This is a genomic window from Microlunatus parietis (assembly GCF_013407955.1).
GTDB classification, from domain to species: Bacteria; Actinomycetota; Actinomycetes; order Propionibacteriales; family Propionibacteriaceae; genus Microlunatus; species Microlunatus parietis.
Genome location: NZ_JACCBU010000001.1, coordinates 2632404 through 2650106, shown reverse-complemented (window position 1 = coordinate 2650106; position 17703 = coordinate 2632404). Strand labels below are relative to the sequence as shown.

Sequence of the window (17703 nt, the reverse complement as noted above, 5' to 3'; positions counted from 1 at the left end):
CGGGTCAGCCGAGCAGGCCGCGGCGGCGGGCCAGGGCGGCGGCCTCGGTCCGGGTGCCGGCGCCGAGCTTGGTCAGGATGTTCGACACGTGCACGCTCGCCGTCTTCGTACTGATCGTGAGCCGGAGCCCGACCTCGCGGTTGCTCAGGCCCTCGGCGACCAGCGCGAGCACCTCCTGCTCACGCGGGGTCAGGACACCCGGCCCGCCGGACCGGTCGGGCGGGGCGAGCGCGGACAGTTCGGCGAGCATCGGGCGGGCGTCGAGCTGCTCGGCGACGGCCCGGGCCGCGGCGGCCAGCTGCCCCGCCTCCTCGACGGCACCGGCCAGCCGCAGCGCGGCCGCCAGCCGGATCCGGCTCCGGGCCAACTCCGGAACGCTCGGGAAGTCCTCGAACCCGGCCACGGCGGCCCGCCAGGCCTGGACCAGCGCGGCCGAATCGACGGGCAGGCCGAGCCGCTGGTCCAGCCGAAGCCGTTCGGCGCGGAACCGCTGCACCCAGGCCCGGCTCTCCACGCCGAGCGGCCGGCGCGCCTCGGCGTCGAGGACGATCGTCTCGACCTGGCCCAGCAGCCAGTCCGCGCGGTCGGTCCACCGCTGCCGTTCGGCCGGCGTCGTGCCGACGTGGTCCGCGGCGATGCCCAGGATCAGCGCGCTCAACCTGATCTTGGCCTGGACGTCGGTCCAGGCGGCGTCGATCTCGTCGGTCAGCGTGCGGTACTGGTGCCAGGCCCGGTCCAGATCGCCGGTCTGCCCGTACAGCTCCATCGCGGCGCCGCCGGCGTGCAGCGACACCACGGCGTCGGTGCCGGTGGCCCGCCCGGCCCGGCCGAGCAGCGCCAACCCCGCCTGCTCGCCCCGGCCGGCGGCCACGTACATCTCGATCGCGGCCAGCGCGGCGTCGGCGACCATCGGCGGCCGTTCGCCGGTCGTGTCGACGATCTCCAGCACCTGGTCCCAGCGGCCGAGCGTGTACGCGGCGACGCCGGCGATGATCCGGGCGTCGATCCCGTACGGCGCGTACCGGCGGCCGGTCTCGGCGGCCCGCTCGGCACCGGCCAGGTAGAGCTCGAGCGCCTCGGCCACCTCGCCCAGCTCGTAATGGATGCCGGCCAGGTGATAGAGCGCCCGCAGCTCGGTCGCGTCGCCGCGGGCCCGGGCGTCGGCGACGATCGTGCGCAGCGCGGCCCGGGACGCCTCGGTGTTGCCGAGCCGGTCCTGCAGCTTGGCCAGCAGCGCGGACACGTCGGTGGCGATCTCCGGCAGACCCAGCCGCTCCGCCATCGCCAGCGACTCCTCGGCCCAACGGGTCGATTCGTCGTGCCGATACCGGTCCGCGAGGACCTGCGCGTGCGACCGCAGCACCCGGCAGCGCAACTCGCTGTCCGGCTCGGCCGGCACCAGCGTCATCGCCTCGGTGGTGAGGGCGAGGACGTTGATGTTGAGGTCGGTCAGCATGGCCGCCGTGGCGAGCGACTGCAGCAGCCGGGCCCGGATCAGGGGATCGGCGTCCGGGGGCAGCTGGGACAGCTGGTCCTGGGCCAGTGCGACCCCCCGCTCCGGCATCCCGGCCGAGACCGCGGCGGTCGCCGCGCGGACCGTGATGTCGACCGGATCGGCGATCGCCGGTTCCACCTGCGGATCGGCGAGCAGCTCGAGCACGACGAGATAGTGGTGAACCGCCTCGTCCGGGCCGCCCATCGTCTGCGACTCCTCGGCCGCCCGCAGGCCGGCCGTGATCGCGGTCGCGTGGTCGTGCGCGGCCCGGGCGTGCCGGGCCAGGTCGGCCGCGGTCGCCCGCGGGTGGTCGCGCAGCGCGGCGACGTAGCGGGCGTGCAGCCGGACCCGTTCGCCCGGCAGCAGGTCCTGGTAGACGGCCTCGGCGAGCAGGGCGTGGCGGAACGCGTACGTATCCGAGCGGTCGCTGACCAGCACGAACCGTTCCACCGCGTTGCGCAGGGCCAGATCGAGCTCGGCCGGGTCGAGCTCGGTGACCGCCTGCAACACCTCGTGACTGACCCGCCGGCCCGCCACCGCGGCCGAGCGGACCACCTGCCGGGCCGCCGGCTCCAGCTGATCGAGGCGCAGGATCAACAGGTCCGCCAGATCGTCCGGGACCCCTCCGGGCACCGTGCCGGCCGCCACCAGCTCCTCGGTGAAGAACGCGTTGCCCTCGGCCCGGTCGATCACCCGGGCCAGTTCGACGTCGGACATCCCGGAGCGCAGGTTGGTCGCGAGCGTTCGTACCGCATCGTCGGGGAGCGGGCCGAGCTCGAGCCGCTCCACCGTGTGCAACTGGATCCAGCCCGTCGCGACCGGGCGCAGCGGATGCCGGCGATGCAGATCGTCCGAGCGGTAAGTGACGATCATCGACACCGGGGCCGGGAACGGCCGGGTCAGCAGGAAGCTGATCAACTCGAGGCTGGACCAGTCGGCCCAGTGCACGTCCTCGATCACCAGCAGCAGCGGCCGCGCGCCGGCCAGGTCGGTCAGGATCGCGTGCACCGACTCGAACAACACCCCGCGGTCCGGTTCGGGCGCCGTGCCGTCCACCGAACGGGCGATCAGCGGCCGCACGCCGGGGTGCCGTTCCAGGAGCTGCCGGCCCTCCTCGGTCCCGGTCAGCCGGCCGAACAGCTCGACGAACGGAAGGTACGGCAGCGGGCTGCGGCCGAGATCCATGCACTGGCCGAGCGCGACCCGCCAGCCGCGCTCGCCGGCCGCCCCGATCGCCGCCGCCACGATCCGCGACTTGCCGATGCCCGCGTCTCCGGACAGCACGACCAGCCCGCCGGGTCGGCCGGTGGACAGACCGAGCAGCTCGAGCAGCCGGGCCAGCTCCCGCTCCCGGCCGACGAGTGGGCGCGCGTCCGGACGCCCGCGCTCCGAGAACGAGGGGGACGCCGGCGAAGTCACGGTCACGGCCCCATCATGTCCCAGACCACCGACAATCACGCCCCGATTTACTCTGCCGACCGGGCACAAAAGCAGGCGTTCTGGCGGCGTGTCGCTGCGGTTGTGCCCGGTCGGCGGGACCTGGGTCGTGGCGCAGCGTTGGGTTGCGGACCGGTGGCGTTCCCGGCGCTGAAGGGGAGCCTGCTCAGATCGGACGCAACTGGCGCTCATCAGGCAGAGAACGGTCTCCCGCGACGGCAGTTGCGGCGGATTCGACCTGCTCCGCGACGGCGACACCGACCAGCTCGGCGCGCTGTTCCCGGCCGGCGACCCGGAGCGGCTGGCGGAGCAGGGTCCGGGCCGGGACTGATGCGGCGCGGGCGGCGTTGCGGCCCGGCTTGGCGCCCACGAGCGATGGGGTGCGGTGCGCGTGCCGGCGGATCGATTCGGCGGGGCGGTGGAGATGCCGGCGGAACGGACGGACGAGCGGTGAGTGCCGTGGGGTGCGCGGGCGACGGCTGTTCGGGGCGAGCCGGACTGAACCGGCGCCGAGCGCCGCGGCCGACGCGACCGCTCTGGCCGGCCAGGTGCTCAACGCGCGGGACCCGTTCGGCCCGATGATGTGGTCGCCGATCGCCAACAACATCATCTCGATCGGCGTCCTCGCGGTCTTGGACAACGGCTCCGGCGTCGGCGACGGGGCGGCGCGACCGGTACGGAGGAGGTGCCGGGCTCCGGGGCGGCCGGGTGATCGACGACGAGGCGGCCGCCGAGGAGCACCGCGGCTGAACCCGTCTCGCCGTGGAGGTGCCGGCGGCTCGATACGGCGGGGGGAGACGACGGCGCGGTGCGGTACGGACGGGAGACGGGTGCGGGCCGAGGTGTCGTGCCGCTACACCGAAGATCTTGCGGTCCGCGCCCTGCCGGTCCACGCTGAGCGGACGCCTTGACCGCATCGCCATCCAGTTGGGTGGCCCATATCGTCCACTCGGTGAAGGACGTACCGCTGGCGACCGGAGAATTTGCGGTTTGCACCGATTCCGCGGGCTTCGTGCGATGCCGTTCGGTGCCCGGTCTCGCTCACGTTCGGGGGATGATCTTGCTGCTTCGGCGCTGACCCCGGATTGCGGCCGCCGGGCGCGCGCAGGGCGGCTCCGGGTGAGCGTGAAGATCGGTCCCCTGTGCCGGCCCCCGGCTCCCGGCAGGTCCCCGGCCCGAATCCGTACCAGGAAGGAAGGAAGAAGTTTGCCGACCGGGCACAAGTGCAGCGACACGCCGCCAGAACGGCTGCTTTGGTGACCGGTCGGCGGTTGGTCAGACGGCGGCTTGGTCGAGGTTGGTGAGGATGTCGTCGACGGTCTCGTCGGGCGTCTGCGCGCTGGAGTCCAGCCAGTAGCCGATCCGGGCGGTCTCCCGGCGCAGCAGCTCGTCCAGCTGATTCGGCGAGAAGCTGCCGTAGCCTTCCTTGGCCCGCTGCGCCTCCCGGATCTCCAGCGCGGAGACGGTCGGCGACAGCACCACCAGGTAGCGCTGCTTGGTCTGGATCTGGTCGATGAAGCCGGCCAGGTCGGGACCGATGATGACGTCCTGCACGATCGCGTCGAAGCCCTGGTCGGCGAAGCGGTCGGCGGTGTGCGCGGCGAGCTCGTACCGGAGCTGAAGCTGGTCCAGCGCGGCCTGCGTCGGCTGCGGCGTCATGTCGGCCCGGCCGTTGACCATCATCTTGCGGAACACGTCGCCCCTGATGTGGACGGAGCAGGGTAACCGGCCGGCCAACAGCTCTGCGACCGTCGATTTCCCCGCGGCCATCGCTCCGGTGATGACGATCACCCGGCCGCCCGTTCCGCCCTGATCTGGCTCCCCCACGGGCGTTATTCTTCACCACCGCTCTCCGCAACTGAACCGGGTCTCCGCAGAACCGGAACGGCCGCTCCGTTGGCGAGCGAAGCTTCGGAACCGAGCTCGGCTCAAAGTTCCGCAGGTACGGAGATTATGCTCGATCTATGCCGAAGTATCGGATTTCTCAGGCAGCGACTCTGCTCGGTGTCAGCGATGACACGGTCCGCCGCTGGATCGACACCGGCCGCCTCGGCGCCCTGAACGGGGACGGCCCGACCATGATCGACGGAGCGGACCTGGCCGCGTTGACCCAGCAACTGGCGACCGCTCCGGCGCTCGGGGCGTCGGTCGCCGAGAGCGCCCGGAACCGCTTCACCGGGCTGGTCACGAAGGTGGTCAAGGACGGGGTGATGGCCCAGGTCGACCTGCAGTGCGGGCCGTTCCGGGTGGTGTCGCTGATGTCGGCCGAGGCGGCCAGCGAGCTCGGGCTGGAGCCGGGCGTCCTGGCCACCGCGTCGATCAAGGCGACCAATGTCGTGGTCGAGGTGCCCGACGCATGATCAGAAGATCGGGTACGGCGCTCGCGGTGCTGATGATCATGGCCCTGGCGGCGTGTGCCGCGCCGGCCGGATCCCGGGCCGGCGCCCCGACCGCGCCGGGCGCCCCGACCGCGCCGGGTGGGGCGCCGACGGGCGAGCTCACGGTGCTGGCGGCGGCGTCCCTGACCGAGCCGTTCACCACGATCGGGGCGGACTTCGAGGCGGCCAATCCGGGGACCAAGATCACGTTCAGCTTCGGGTCCAGCGCGACCCTGGCGACCCAGATCAGAGCCGGGGCGCCGGCCGACGTGTTCGCGGCGGCCAATGAGTCGACGATGCAGACCGTGGCCGACGCGAACCTGGCCGCCGACCCGCAGCCGTTCGTCACCAACACGTTGCAGATCGCGGTGCCGCCGGGCAACCCGGCCAAGATCACCGGGCTGGCCGACTTCGCCGACCCGGCCCGGCGGATCGCCCTCTGCGCCGTCTGGGTGCCGTGCGGTTCGGCGGCGCAGCAGGTGTTCCGGGCGGCCGGTATCGAGCCGAGGCCGGACACGCTGGAGGAGGACGTCAAAGCGGCCCTGCAGAAGGTGCGGCTCGGTGAGGTGGACGCCGCGCTGGTCTACCGCACCGACGTGATCGCGGCCGGCGCAGACGTCGAGGGGATCGACGTCGACGAGGCGGCATCGGCCGTGAACACGTACCCGATCAGTGTCCTCGCCGAGTCTCGCACCCCGGCGCTGGCGGCGGCCTTCGTGGCCTACGTCCGCGGGCCGGCGGGGCAGGCCGTCCTGAGCAGGGCGGGCTTTGCCTCGCCATCCTGATCGGGCCGCGCCGTCCCGGATCCCGATGCTGCTCGCGGTGCCGGCCGCGTTGGCCCTGCTGATGTTGATCTTGCCGCTGCTCGGCCTGCTGATCAGGGCGCCGTGGGGCCGGTTGCCCGAGTTGATCACCGGCCCGGATGCCCTTGCTGCGTTGAGGTTGTCCATGATCACGGCGACCGCCGCGACCGTGATCGCGGTGCTGCTCGGGGTGCCGGCAGCCTGGCTGCTGGCTCGGCCGGGACTGCCCGGGGCCGGCGTGATCAGGGCGTTGATCACGGTGCCGCTGGTGCTGCCGCCGGTGGTCGGCGGGGTCGCCCTGTTCACGGTGCTGGGCCGGTCCGGGCTGCTCGGCCGGCCGCTCTACGAGGCGACCGGGTTCGCCTTCCCGTTCACCCCGTACGCGGTCGTCCTGGCCCAGGTCTTCGTCGCGCTGCCGTACCTGATCTTGTCGGTGGAGGGCTCGCTGCGAGCCGCCGATCGCCGCTACGAGGAGGCCGCCGCGACCCTCGGCGCGACCCCGCTGACCGTGTTCCGCCGCGTCACCCTGCCGCTGATCGGGCCCGGTGTCGCGGCCGGCGCGGTGCTGGCCTGGGCCCGCGCCCTGGGCGAGTTCGGCGCCACGATCACGTTCGCGGGCAACCTGCCCGGCAGCACCCAGACACTGCCGATCGCGGTCTACCTGGCGCTGAACACCGACCCGGACGCGGCGCTGCTGCTGTCGGTACTGCTGCTCGCCGTGTCGATCGCCGTGCTGGTGCTGCTCCGGGGACGCTGGGTGGCGCGGTGGTGATCAACGGACTCAACGCCGAGCTGAGGGTGTCCCGCGGCACGTTCCGGCTCGACCTGCCGCTGCGGGCCGAGCCGGGCGAGGTGGTCGCCCTGCTCGGCCCGAACGGGGCCGGCAAGTCGACCGCGCTGCGTGCCCTCGCCGGATTGTTGATCATGGACGGCGGCCGGATCGACCTGGCCGGGCAGCGGCTCGCCGACCCGTCCCGCCAGTGGCCGGCGCACCGGCGCCCGATCGGCGTCGTGTTCCAGGACTATCTGCTGTTCCCGCACCTGTCAGCGCTGGACAACGTGGCGTTCGGGCCGCGCTGCCGGGGCCGCTCGAAGGCCGAGGCGCGGGCGTTGGCGGCGAAGTTGCTCGCGTCGGTGGGGCTGGCGGACCTCGGCGCCGTCCGGCCGCGGCAGCTCTCCGGCGGTCAGGCGCAGCGGGTCGCGCTGGCCCGGGCCCTGGCCGGTGATCCCGAGCTGCTGCTGCTCGACGAGCCGCTGGCCGCGCTGGACGCCCGGACCCGGCTGGAGGTCCGCGGCCTACTCCGGCGCCGGTTGGCCGCCTTCGGCGGCGTCACCGTCCTGGTCACCCATGATCCGGTCGACGCGGCCGTCCTGGCCGATCGGGTCGTGGTGATCGAGGCGGGCGCGCCGGTGCAGTCCGGCACCCCGGCCGAGATCGCCCGGCACCCGGCCACCGACTACGTGGCCCGGCTGGTCGGGCTCAACCTGCTCTCCGGTACGGCAGCCGGCACGACCGTCCGGATCGAGCCGGCCGGCACCGTACACCTGGCCCACCCGGCGGCCGGGCCCGTGCAGCTGGCCTTCCCGCCGAATGCGGTCGCCCTGTTCACCGAACGCCCGATCGGCACCCCGCGCAATCTCTGGCACGCCCGGGTCGCCGGCCTGGAACCGTACGGGGACGAGGTGCGGGTCGAGGTCGCCGACGTGCCCGGCCCGGGCAGCGCCGTGCTCGCCGAAGTCACCCCCGAAGCCGTGGCCGAACTCGGCCTGGAGCCGGGATCCCGGGTCTGGGCCAGCGTGAAGGCGTCGGCGATCACCAGCTATCCGCGCTGACCGGGCCCGTGCGACCCGCCGAAGCACCTTCTTCACCATGTTTCTTCACGCAATACCAGAGAAGCTTCTGTGGTATTGCGCCAGTTTTTCACGGGACGTGAAAAACTGCGGGGGCCATGCTGGAGGGAGGCGTACGTGACCGGGGAGGCGGAACAGCGGCCGCGGTTCGGGGAGCTTCGGCCGGTGCCGCCGCCGGAGACGCTGGCCCGGCTGACCGGGGCGGCGGACGGCACGACCTGGACGGCCGAGCGGCTGGGCGGTGACCTCGGTTACCCGAACGGCGGGATGTGGCGGGTCACGGCCGACCAGCGCCGCGGCGACGGGCCGGCGTCGGTGATCGTCAAGCGGACCGGACCGATGCACCTCGGCACGTTCCCGGCCTGGCGACTCCGGGCCGACCCGGCGGATCCGCAGTGGTGGGGGAAGGAGGCCGCGTTCTACGCGTCCGACCTGGCCCGGACCGGGTGGATCGAGGACGTCCGTACCCCGCGGGCGGAGATCGATGATCATGACGGCCGCCGTGATCTCTGGCTGGAGGAACTGTCCGGCATCCCGGGCTCGCTGGAAGCCTGCCGGCAGGCGGTCGCCGGGCTCGCCCGCTGGCAGGTCGCGAACGCCGACCATGATCAGCCGTGGCTGACCGGTGACTGGATCGCCCGCCACGTCGAGCGGCAGCAGCTCGACAACGCCCGCACCCTGGCCCATCCGGCCTGGCCGTCGGCGCTGGAGCGCGGGCTCGCCCCGGAACTGCGCATGGTGGTCGCAGCCCGGGTCACCGAACCGGCCGAGATCGCCCGCCGGCTGGCCGAATTCCCTGCCCTGCTGGCGAATCACGACTTCCACAACGGCAACATCGGCCGGGCCGGCGACGGTGCGGTGGTGGTGATCGACTGGGCCTACGTCGGCCCGGGCCCGGTCGGGCACGACGCCGGCCACCTCGCGCTCACCCTGGAACCGCAGGGTGCAGTCGATCCCGCGGACGCCTGGCGGACCCTCACGAGTGCGTACCTGGAGGCCTTGATCGACTCCGGTTGGACCGGCGACCCGGACCAGGTGCGGCGCTCCATGATCATCTCCAACCAGCTCCGGCTCGGCTGGTGGATCGACGCCCTGCTGGCGGCCGCCGACCAGCTCAGCGATCAGGGCCTGGCCGCCAGGTCACGCTTGTTGATCTTCCTCGCCGGTCTCCTAATCTCGGAGGCGTGACTGATCCGGACAGAGTGACGGCGTTGGCGGCGTGCTGGGAGCGTTGGGCGGAGCTCGGCGCGGCGCTCACCGAGGCGGACTGGAGGCGGCCGACCCGGTGCGACGGCTGGGACATCGAAGCCCTGTTCGCCCACCACGCCGGCTATCCGATCGCGTTGCGGACCCGGCCGGCTGAGGCGCCCGGTGGGGCGGTGGTGACCGCGGTCGACGTGCTCCGCGGCTACAACGTGCCGGGCTCGCCGGAGGTGGAGCAGGTCGCCGCCGCGGTCGCCGACGGGGCCCGCCGGCAGGTGACCGCCCTCGGGCAGGAGCGGCTGCTGGCGGCCTTCGCCGAGGACGCCCGCGCGGCCACCGGCTGGCTCGCCGAGACGCCCGGCGCCACGATCTTTCCGTGGCAGGGCGGGCCGGCGTCGATCATGCTCGCCGAGGCGCTGCGGATCGCGCTGATGGAGGCGACGGTGCACCTGTACGACCTGCAGCACGCCCTCGGGCTGCCGCCGGACGCGCCGGCCTCGGCCGCGGCGGAGACGGCCCGGCTGCTGGCGGAGGTGCCCGATTCGGCGGCGTTCATCGAGGCGGCCAGCGGCCGGTCCGAGGATCCTGTGCTCCCGGTGATCCGGTAGTCAGCCCAGCGCGCGGAGCAGGTCGGCGGTGGCCCGGTCGGCCGGGAAGAACGTCTCGATCGCGATCTCGTCCAGCGTCACGTCGCGCGGCGAGCCGAAGACCGTGGTGGCATAGAGCAGCGCCAGCTCGCCGTGGTCGGTGATCATCCGCAACGGCAGCACAAGATCGACTTCCGGTGCCGGAACGGCCGGCTCCGGTTCCTCCGGGACCGGATAGCCGGCCAGTTCCTGATACAGCTCGGCCAGGCCCGGATCGGCGGTGCGCTCCATCTGCCGCCGGACCCGGCGCAGGACCTGGCCGTGCCACTGGGTCAGGTTGAGGATCTGAGGCGCCAGGCCGTCCGGGTGCAGGGTGGCCCGGAGCACGTTCAGCGGCGGCCCGGCCAGGTGATCCGGGAGGTCACCGAGGAACGTGTGCATGGCCCGGTTCGCGTCCAGCAGTTCCCAGCGGACGTTGACCGCCAACGCCGGATTGGGCTCGTGGCCGGCAAGGACCGCCCGGACCGCATCCCGGGCCTGACCAAGATCATCGAACGGCCGCTCGGCGTGCGGTGGCGCGAAGCCGGCCGCCAGATGCAGCGTGTTCCGCTCCCGCAGCGGCACCTCCAGCTCCTCGCAGAGCCGTTCGATCATGGTCCGGCTCGGCCGGGACCGCCCGGTCTCGATGTAGCTCAGGTGCCGGGTGGACAGCTCGGCCGCGATCGCGACGTCCAGCTGGGACCGGCGGCGCCGCTCCCGCCAGCGCCGGACCAGGGTGCCGACCGGTTCCGTGGTGACCATCATGGCGCCAGCGTGCCCGGATCCTGAGTCCGTACGCAATGACCTCGGAGGTTATCGACCAGCCGCCACCGGCGACGCAGGATCGACGTCATGATCACCAACGAAGCAGTACGAGAAGCCGTCGACACCTACCTCGCCTTCCTGAACGCCGCCGCACCGGCGGAACAGGCCCTCACCGACGATGTCGAGTACGCCGCCCCGGTCGGCGTGCTCACCGGCCCGGCCGCCTTGATCGACTTCCGGGACCAGTTCCGTGACCACTTCGACGCGGTCGCCGTCCGTGCGACCGAGGAACCGGAGACCCACCACGACCGGGCCCGGCTGCGCTGGGAGATCACCGTCGGCGGCAGCAGGTTCGCCGCCGGCTCCGACGTGATCACCGTCGCCGCGGACGGCCGGGTCGCCGCGGTGACCACCTTCCTGGACCAGGCGCCCGAGGGCTTCGACCCCGACGCCCACCACTGAGCCGGAGAAGTTGATCATGAACCTGATCGAGATCATCGGTCCGCGCGGTGGGCTCACCGAGGTCGACCGGACTGAACTGGCCGAGACGATCGTGGCGGGGCTGCTGACGACCGGCGACGAGGACGTACCGGAGGGGACGATGCGCCGGGCCCGGGCGATGACCCACCTCGGCTTCCGCGAACTGGACGACTGGACCACCTCACCGAGGAGTTCCTGGCCAATCTCGATCATGGTCGCGCGATCCCGGCGGGCCGGGTCGTCGACCCGGTCTGCGGCATGCTGGTCCGGCTCGGCCCGCGGGCGATCACGCTTGATCATGACGGAGTGACGTACGGCTTCTGCGCCGAGAACTGCCGGGACGCCTACGCCCGCCGGAACTCGCTGGCCTCCTAGGCTGTCGGCATGATCGAGGAACGGGCCGAGCCGCCGACCGACCTGACCGACGCCGGTGAGCTGGTGCGGCAGTATCTCGACTACTACCGCGACATCGTCTGGGCCAAGGTCGACGGGCTGTCCGAGCAGGATCTGCGCCGGGCCGTGCTGCCGTCCGGCTGGTCCCTGCTGGAGCTGCTGCACCATCTCCTCTTCGTGGAGCGGCGCTGGCTCCAGTGGGGCTTCCTCGGCCTCGGCGACGAGCTGCCGCGCGGCGACTGGGATCTCGACGCGGGCCGCTGGGCGGTTCCGGCCGGGACCAGTGCCGAGGACGTCCGGGCGGCGTTCTGGCAGGAGGTGGAACGGAGCCGGCGGCTGGTCGCCGAGCACGAGCTGTCGGAGCAGTCGGCCCGGTCCCGGACCGAGGGGAGCGAACCGCCGACGCTGGCCTGGGTGCTGTTCCACCTGCTCCAGGAGTACGCCCGCCATGCCGGCCACGTCGACGTCGTCCGCGAGCTGATCGACGACCGCACCGGCGAGTAGCGATCAGCGGCGCAGGACGCGCGAGGCGAGCACGATGCCGGCGCAGAACACCGGCAGCACGCCGAGGGCCAGCGGCAACGAGGTGACGTGGGCCAGGCCGCCGATCAGGGTCGGGCCGAGCAGGAACCCGGTCCGGCCGGTGCCGTCGGCCAGGGCCAGCGCGGGCCCGGCCGGAGAACCGGTCCGGCCGGCCTCGACGGCGGCGGCGCTGAGGCAGACCGGCACGATGCAGGCGATCCCGAGCCCGTACAGGGCAAGGCCGGCCAGCACCACGGCCGTGTGGCCGGACAACAGTCCGACGGTGAGCCCGACGGCCCCGACCGCCGCCAGCACGGCGACCACCCGGGCCCCGCCGAACCGCGCCACCCAGCGGTCCCCGAAGGCTCGGCCGACGAACATCGCCAACGCGAACGCGGTGTAGGCCAGTCCGGCCAGTTCTTCCGGCGCATGGACATGATCACGCAGATAGAGCGGGGCCCAGTCGGCGGCCGCACCCTCGCAGAGCAGGGCCGCGAACATGATCGCGGCGATCATGATCAGCCGCGGGCTGAGCCAGCTCAGCCGCCGTCCGGTGTCGGTCCGGCCCGGCTCCGCCTCGGGTACGTGATCGTCGGCGTACAGCCAGCGACCCAGCACGATCATGCCGGCCACCATGATCACGCCGAGCGCGGCCTGCTGCAGCGCCAGTGGTGCGTCGATCGCGAGCGCCAGCGAGCCGAGCCCCGCCCCGACGGCGGCCCCGATCGCCCAGATGGCATGGAAACTGGACATGATCGGCCGGCCGTACCGATGCTCGACGGTCACCGCCTGGGTGTTCATCGAGACGTCCATCGAACCCTGGAAGGCGCCGAAGATCACCAAGGCGCCGAACAAGGCGGGCAACGAGTCGGCCAGCCCGACCAACGGCGCGGAGGCGGCGAAGCCGATCATGGTGATCCGGAGGATCTTGACGCTGCCCCAGCGAGAAAGTGCGGGGCCGGTGACGATCACCGCGATCAGCGCACCGACCGGCGCACCGAGCAGGGCCAGCCCGAGCGTCCCCTCATGCAGCCCGAGCCGGTCCTTGATCGCCGGGATGTGCGGCGTCCAGGCCGCGTAGAGCAGCGCGTTCAGGGCGAAGATCATCGAGTCGGCCCGGCGGGCCTTCTTCGCGATCAACGGAGCGACCGCAGCGACCGCGCTAGACACGCTGCACCTCGATCCCGCGCTCGGCGAGGCGGGCGGTCTGGTCGGTCGGTGCCGCGTCGTCGGTGATCACGGTGGTGACCTTGGACAGGTCGTGGAACCGGACGAACGCGCCGGCGCCCCACTTGGTCGCGTCGGCGACGACGACGGTCCGCCGGGCGGCGGCGATCGCGGCCGCCTTCACGGCGGACTCGTCCAGGTCGTGCCCGGTCAGGCCGTCCTCGGCGTCGATGCCGCAGCAGCCGATCACGGCCGTGTCGAACCGCAACGTGTCCAGCGCGTGCACGGTCAGCGGGCCGACGAAGGACTGCTCGACCGGCCGGACGTCGCCGCCCGGCATGATCAACCGGATCCCACCGGCCCGGCCCAGTTCGGCCGCGACCTGCAGGCTCAGCGGGGTCACGGTCAGCCGATGATCATGAAGCAGCCGGGCCACCTCGAGCGCGGTCGTCCCGCCGTCGACGAGTACGGTCTCGCCGTCGCTGATCATGGCCGCGGCAGCCGCGGCGATCCGCCGCTTGGCGTCGACGGCGGTGGCCGACCGGACCGGGTAGGGCGTCTCGTCGGCCGTCGAGCCCGTGACGGCCCCGCCGTGCACCCGCCGGAGCAGGCCCATCCCGGCCAGCCGGTCCAGGTCACGCCGGACGGTCATGGTCGAGCAGTCCAGTTCCTGCGCCAGGTCGTCCACCGAGACCCGCCCCCGGTCCCGCAGGCCGCGCAGGATCACCTCCTGCCGATTCGCACTCTCCACGTGTTCATTCAAACATTGGCGGTGTGCGATTGTCCACGACGGGTTGGACTGACCGAAATCCCGCGCACTCGCGTGGAATCCGGCCGAATCGGCGTCGTTCCGGCCGAAGTGCGCTTGATTTCGGACGATGAAGGGTCGGGCTACCCTGACGGCGTGCACCAGTTGTCCCGGCAGGACGCGCGCCGGATCGCGGTCCGGGCCCAGCTGCTGGATGCGGCGCCGGCGGACGAAACCAGGCCGGCTGACCTGCTCGGGACCGTACGCCACCTGACCCTGCTCCAGGACGACCCGACCAAGGCGGTCGCGCCGAACCCCGGGCTGGTGGTGTGGAGCCGGCTCGGTTCCGGCTGCCCGCGCGACGCCGTACCGAATGCGGTCGACGAACTCGCACTGATCGATCTCCGCGGGATGCTCAGGCCGCCCGAGGACATCGCGCTCTACCGCGCCGAGCTGAACGCCTGGCCCGGCGCCGAGCCGTGGCAGCGCCCGGTCGAATGGCTGGCGGCCAACGACGGCTTCCGGCGCGACGTGCTCGCCGAGTTGCGCCGGGACGGGCCGCTGACCCGGCACGAACTGCCGGACACCTGCATCGTCGGTTGGCAGTCCTCCGGCTGGAACAACAATCGCAACCTGGCGATGATGCTCGAGTTGCTGGTGCTGCGCGGCGAGGTCGCCGCCGCGGGCCGGCGCGGCCGGGACCGGCTCTGGGATCTCGCCGAACGCGTCTATCCCGACGAGCCGCCGGTCCCGAGCGACCAGGCCCGCCGGATCCGCAACGAGCGCCGGCTGCGCGCACTGGGCATCGCGCGGGCCAGTGCTCCCGAGTGCATGGTCGAACCGGACGACGTCGGCGAGGCCGGGGAGCCGGCCCTGATCGACGGCGTGCGCGGGGAGTGGCGGGTCGACCCGGCCTATCTCGGCGGCGAGTTCCGCGGCCGGGTCGCGATCCTGTCCCCGCTGGACCGGCTGATCTTCGACCGGAAGCGGATGGCCGACCTGTTCGAGTTCGACTACCAGCTGGAGATGTACAAGCCGGCGGCGAAGCGGCGCTGGGGCTACTGGGCGATGCCGATCCTGTACGGCGACCGGCTGATCGGCAAGGTCGACGCGACCACGGACCGGAAGCTCGGCGTGCTCCGGGTCGACGCGATCCACCAGGACGTACGGTTCGGCCGGCTGATGACCGCCAACGTGTACCGCGAGCTCGGCGACCTCGCGGACTGGCTCGGGGTCGACCTGGCCCTGCCCGACTAGCCGAGCGCGTCCCGCAGCCGGGCCAGGTCGCGCTGCTCGGCGGCGTAGTCGCGGGGCCACGGCTGGTCGGGATTGGTGTCCAGGACCACCTCGGCGGCGCCGAGGTCGACCAAGGCTCGGACATCGGCGACGACCTGGTCCAGCGTGCCCACGCCGAGCGGGCGACCGGCCGGTGCCGGGTCGGGTTGCAGCCTGGCCTTGATCCGTACCGTGAGCGACGGCATCTCGCGCCGGGTCGCGGTGGCCTCGGCGACCAGCGCGGGCAGGCCGGTGTCGCGTAGCCAGCCGAGTTCCGGGTTGATCGGGTGCCAGGCGCTGCCGTACCGGGCGGCGCGCCGGATCGCCGCCCGCGACTGCCCGCCGACCCACAGCGGCAGCGCTCCGCCGGGCGGATTCGGCCCCGTCGCGACGTCGGTGAAGCTCAGCCCGGCCGCGTCCGCGCTGACCAGCGGCTCGGCCCAGGCCCTGGTGATCACGTCGAGATAGGCGTCCGTGGTGCGTCCCCGTACCGCCGAATCGAGCCCGAGCGCCGCGAACTCGGTCCGGGCCCAGCCGGTGCCGACGCCGAGCACGAACCGGCCGCCGCTGTAGTCGTGCACCATCGCACTCATCCGGGCCGTGTGCAACGGATGCCGGTACGGCAGCACGACGACCGACGTGCCGAGCCGGACGGTCGACGTCTGCCCGGCGAGCCAGGCCAGCAGCACGAACGGGTCGTGGAACGGCATCGGATAGGTCGCCGCCACCTCGGGCGTCGGCGCGACGTGATCGGACACGACGACCAGGTCGAAGCCCGCCTCCTCCGCGAACCGGGCCCAGCCGAGCATCGCCGCCGGTTCGGCCTCCGGCCCGAAGTTCGGCAGGTTGAGGCCGAGCCTGACCCCGGTCATCCGAGCGTCCGGAGGTAGACCGCGAACGGCGTCGCCAGCTCCTCCGCCGAGAGCCCGGACTCGCCGGCCCGCGCGATCCCCGGCACCAGTTCGGCGACGGCATCCATCAGCGCGCCGGTGCGTTCCGGGTTCGAGTCGATCTCGGCCGGCACCAGCTCCCGGCCGGCCGCGTACACGATCTCGGTCACGCCCGCGGCCGCGGCGACGGTCCGGCAGATCGCGCACGGCTCGCAGCTGGAGAGCACCACGGACCCGGTCAGCGATTCCAGCCCGGCGCGCCGCCCGGCGTCCCGGATCGCCTCCACTTCTCCGTGCGCGGCCGGATCGGAGTCGATCAGGATCCGGTTGGCTCCGACACCGATCACCCGCCCGTCCCGGACCACGACGGCGGTGAACGGCGGGTGGCCGGCAGCGGCGTGCTCCTCCGCGAGCCGTACGGTGCGCGCCAGCAGTTCGGTCTCGGGCAAGGTCGAGTCGAGCAGTTCGGTCAAGCCGCTGGGGATCAGATCCTGGGTCATGCCGGGACGATAGAGCCTGACGTCGATGTCAGGGTCAAGGGAGGATGATGCCATGCGGATCGGGGAATTGGCGACGCGTACGGGGGCCAGCGTGCGGTCGATCCGCTACTACGAGAGCCAGGGCCTGCTCGAGGCGAATCGGACCAGCAGCGGGCAGCGGGTGTTCGACGCCCGGGCCGTGGAGCGGGTCGCGCTGATCCGCCGGCTGCTCGACGCCGGCCTCGGCAGCCGCGCCATCCTGGACGTGCTGCCGTGCCTCACCGACCCGACGTTGCGGACGCCCTATCTGGCCCGGCGGCTCGGTGAGGAACGGGCCCGGATCCTCGCCGAGGCCGATCAGCTGACCCGGACGGCCGCCGCGCTGGAGCGGGTGATCGTCGACCTGGCTGCCGTACCCGAGAAAATTCCGTCGGACCGGCAGGGCATTGAACCGTAGGCTCGGCCGGGTGGGATATCTAGCGTCGATCAACGTCGGGCGGGCGGCGCCGAATCCGTACAAGGCCGAAGTGTCGACCGGGATCGACAAGCGGCCGGTGGACGGACCGGTCCAGGTCCGGCCGCCCGGGCCGAAGCACGGCGGGCTCGGCAGCGGCCTGGTCGGCGACTTCATCGGTGACCGGAAGAATCACGGCGGCGACGATCAGGCTCTCTACGTGTTCCAGCGGGAGGACCTGGCCGCCTGGTCGGAACGGCTGGGCCGGGAACTGGCCCACGGCTACTTCGGCGAGAACCTGACCACTGGCGGGATCGACGTGAACGAGGCCCGGATCGGGGAGCGCTGGCGGATCGGCGCCCAGGTGGTGGTCCAGGTGACGTCGCCGCGGATCCCGTGTGCGACGTTCCGCGGCTGGACCGGCGAACGCGGCTGGCTGAAGCACTTCGTCCGGGACCGGCGGCCGGGAACGTACCTGAGGATCATCGAGGCGGGCGAGCTGAGCGCCGGCGACCCGATCGAGGTGATCCACCGGCCGGACCACGACGTGACGATCGCGTACGCCTTCGCGGCGCTGATCGACGCGCCCGAACTGCTGCCCGGCATGCTCGCTGCGGGGCGCGAAGACCTGGGCGACGAGCTGCACGGGATGGCGTCCCGCGGCGAGACGTTCTCCCTCGGATGACGGCCGGACGGGGTTGCTCCGCGCGCCTAAGCTGGATCTCGGAAAGCCCCTG

20 protein-coding genes are annotated in these 17703 nt (G+C 72.6%); 12 read left to right on the top strand and 8 right to left on the bottom strand.

The genetic code is table 11. The features are described from left to right. Positions 1-4: 4 nt before the first annotated feature. The 3 genes from BKA15_RS12680 to BKA15_RS12670 all read right to left on the bottom strand — a co-directional run bounded on the left by BKA15_RS12680 (position 5) and on the right by BKA15_RS12670 (position 4759). Complete coding sequence (locus BKA15_RS12680; protein ID WP_179751261.1) at positions 5-2920, bottom strand: helix-turn-helix transcriptional regulator; 2916 nt, start codon at positions 2918-2920, stop codon at positions 5-7. A gap of 178 nt (positions 2921-3098) precedes the next feature. Next, positions 3099-3572: a hypothetical protein gene (locus tag BKA15_RS12675; protein ID WP_179751259.1), complete on the bottom strand. Its 474-nt coding sequence runs from the start codon at positions 3570-3572 to the stop codon at positions 3099-3101. A gap of 635 nt (positions 3573-4207) precedes the next feature. Continuing rightward, a complete protein-coding gene (locus BKA15_RS12670) occupies positions 4208-4759 on the bottom strand; it encodes an AAA family ATPase (protein WP_179751257.1) in 552 nt (183 codons plus the stop codon). Between the two features lie 137 nt (positions 4760-4896). Between BKA15_RS12670 and BKA15_RS12665 the strand changes: the two genes are divergently transcribed. The 6 genes from BKA15_RS12665 (at position 4897) to BKA15_RS12640 (ending at position 9775) form a co-directional block, all read left to right on the top strand. Then, positions 4897-5292, top strand: a complete 396-nt coding sequence (locus BKA15_RS12665; protein ID WP_179751255.1) for a TOBE domain-containing protein — start codon at positions 4897-4899, stop codon at positions 5290-5292. Further along, positions 5289-6095 carry a molybdate ABC transporter substrate-binding protein gene (gene modA, locus BKA15_RS12660; protein WP_179751253.1) on the top strand — a complete coding sequence of 269 codons (807 nt, stop codon included), beginning with the start codon at positions 5289-5291 and terminating at the stop codon, positions 6093-6095. Before BKA15_RS12665 ends, modA begins: the two co-directional genes overlap by 4 nt. Next, positions 6079-6885, top strand: coding sequence for an ABC transporter permease (locus BKA15_RS12655; protein ID WP_246322329.1), 807 nt, complete (start codon positions 6079-6081; stop codon positions 6883-6885). Before modA ends, BKA15_RS12655 begins: the two co-directional genes overlap by 17 nt. Next, on the top strand, positions 6882-7946 hold the full coding sequence (locus tag BKA15_RS12650) for an ABC transporter ATP-binding protein (protein WP_312878987.1): 1065 nt from the start codon (positions 6882-6884) through the stop codon (positions 7944-7946). The genes BKA15_RS12655 and BKA15_RS12650 overlap by 4 nt, the downstream gene beginning before the upstream one ends. Positions 7947-8081: 135 nt before the next feature. Continuing rightward, positions 8082-9152 (top strand): hypothetical protein, encoded by a 1071-nt coding sequence (locus BKA15_RS12645; protein WP_179751251.1) that lies wholly within the window; start codon positions 8082-8084, stop codon positions 9150-9152. Then, complete coding sequence (locus tag BKA15_RS12640; protein ID WP_179751249.1) at positions 9149-9775, top strand: maleylpyruvate isomerase N-terminal domain-containing protein; 627 nt, start codon at positions 9149-9151, stop codon at positions 9773-9775. The genes BKA15_RS12645 and BKA15_RS12640 overlap by 4 nt, the downstream gene beginning before the upstream one ends. Here the strand turns inward: BKA15_RS12640 and BKA15_RS12635 are convergent, their stop codons facing one another. Next, complete coding sequence (locus tag BKA15_RS12635) at positions 9776-10558, bottom strand: helix-turn-helix domain-containing protein (RefSeq protein WP_218871268.1); 783 nt, start codon at positions 10556-10558, stop codon at positions 9776-9778. 87 nt (positions 10559-10645) lie between these two features. On the opposite strand from BKA15_RS12635, the gene BKA15_RS12630 reads away from it, so the two are divergent. The 3 genes from BKA15_RS12630 to BKA15_RS12620 all read left to right on the top strand — a co-directional run bounded on the left by BKA15_RS12630 (position 10646) and on the right by BKA15_RS12620 (position 11935). After that, entirely contained in the window at positions 10646-11020 is a 375-nt protein-coding gene (locus BKA15_RS12630; protein ID WP_218871266.1) for a nuclear transport factor 2-like protein, read from the top strand. Positions 11021-11036: 16 nt separating this feature from the next. Continuing rightward, positions 11037-11348: a hypothetical protein gene (locus tag BKA15_RS12625; RefSeq protein ID WP_218871265.1), complete on the top strand. Its 312-nt coding sequence runs from the start codon at positions 11037-11039 to the stop codon at positions 11346-11348. A 74-nt stretch (positions 11349-11422) separates the two neighbouring features. Further along, complete coding sequence (locus BKA15_RS12620) at positions 11423-11935, top strand: mycothiol transferase (RefSeq protein WP_179751247.1); 513 nt, start codon at positions 11423-11425, stop codon at positions 11933-11935. Positions 11936-11938: 3 nt separating this feature from the next. Here BKA15_RS12620 and BKA15_RS12615 read toward each other — a convergent pair whose 3' ends face one another. After that, positions 11939-13123 carry an MFS transporter gene (locus BKA15_RS12615; RefSeq protein ID WP_179751245.1) on the bottom strand — a complete coding sequence of 395 codons (1185 nt, stop codon included), beginning with the start codon at positions 13121-13123 and terminating at the stop codon, positions 11939-11941. After that, positions 13116-13871, bottom strand: a complete 756-nt coding sequence (locus tag BKA15_RS12610; RefSeq protein ID WP_218871263.1) for a DeoR/GlpR family DNA-binding transcription regulator — start codon at positions 13869-13871, stop codon at positions 13116-13118. The genes BKA15_RS12615 and BKA15_RS12610 overlap by 8 nt, the downstream gene beginning before the upstream one ends. Before the next feature lie 153 nt (positions 13872-14024). Between BKA15_RS12610 and BKA15_RS12605 the strand changes: the two genes are divergently transcribed. Next, entirely contained in the window at positions 14025-15125 is a 1101-nt protein-coding gene (locus tag BKA15_RS12605) for a DNA glycosylase AlkZ-like family protein (protein WP_179751243.1), read from the top strand. Here the strand turns inward: BKA15_RS12605 and BKA15_RS12600 are convergent. Beyond that, positions 15122-16015: a TIGR03619 family F420-dependent LLM class oxidoreductase gene (locus BKA15_RS12600; RefSeq protein ID WP_179751241.1), complete on the bottom strand. Its 894-nt coding sequence runs from the start codon at positions 16013-16015 to the stop codon at positions 15122-15124. The two genes, BKA15_RS12605 and BKA15_RS12600, sit on opposite strands and share 4 nt — an antisense overlap. After that, entirely contained in the window at positions 16012-16533 is a 522-nt protein-coding gene (locus tag BKA15_RS12595) for a nucleoside deaminase (RefSeq protein WP_179751239.1), read from the bottom strand. The genes BKA15_RS12600 and BKA15_RS12595 overlap by 4 nt, the downstream gene beginning before the upstream one ends. A 52-nt stretch (positions 16534-16585) precedes the next feature. On the opposite strand from BKA15_RS12595, the gene BKA15_RS12590 reads away from it, so the two are divergent. After that, positions 16586-16969: a MerR family transcriptional regulator gene (locus BKA15_RS12590; RefSeq protein WP_179751237.1), complete on the top strand. Its 384-nt coding sequence runs from the start codon at positions 16586-16588 to the stop codon at positions 16967-16969. Between the two features lie 10 nt (positions 16970-16979). Beyond that, a complete protein-coding gene (locus BKA15_RS12585; RefSeq protein ID WP_179751235.1) occupies positions 16980-17651 on the top strand; it encodes an MOSC domain-containing protein in 672 nt (223 codons plus the stop codon). Positions 17652-17703: the final 52 nt, after the last annotated feature.

Bases quoted from the DNA above. Each gene is read 5' to 3' on its own strand.
- BKA15_RS12665 (WP_179751255.1), top strand. From the start codon at position 4,897: ATGCCGAAGTATCGGATTTCTCAGGCAGCGACTCTGCTCGGTGTCAGC.
- modA (WP_179751253.1), top strand. From the start codon at position 5,289: ATGATCAGAAGATCGGGTACGGCGCTCGCGGTGCTGATGATCATGGCC.
- BKA15_RS12635 (WP_218871268.1), bottom strand. From the start codon at position 10,558: ATGATGGTCACCACGGAACCGGTCGGCACCCTGGTCCGGCGCTGGCGG.
- BKA15_RS12630 (WP_218871266.1), top strand. From the start codon at position 10,646: ATGATCACCAACGAAGCAGTACGAGAAGCCGTCGACACCTACCTCGCC.
- BKA15_RS12625 (WP_218871265.1), top strand. From the start codon at position 11,037: ATGAACCTGATCGAGATCATCGGTCCGCGCGGTGGGCTCACCGAGGTC.
- BKA15_RS12620 (WP_179751247.1), top strand. From the start codon at position 11,423: ATGATCGAGGAACGGGCCGAGCCGCCGACCGACCTGACCGACGCCGGT.
- BKA15_RS12600 (WP_179751241.1), bottom strand. From the start codon at position 16,015: ATGACCGGGGTCAGGCTCGGCCTCAACCTGCCGAACTTCGGGCCGGAG.
- BKA15_RS12595 (WP_179751239.1), bottom strand. From the start codon at position 16,533: ATGACCCAGGATCTGATCCCCAGCGGCTTGACCGAACTGCTCGACTCG.
- BKA15_RS12590 (WP_179751237.1), top strand. From the start codon at position 16,586: ATGCGGATCGGGGAATTGGCGACGCGTACGGGGGCCAGCGTGCGGTCG.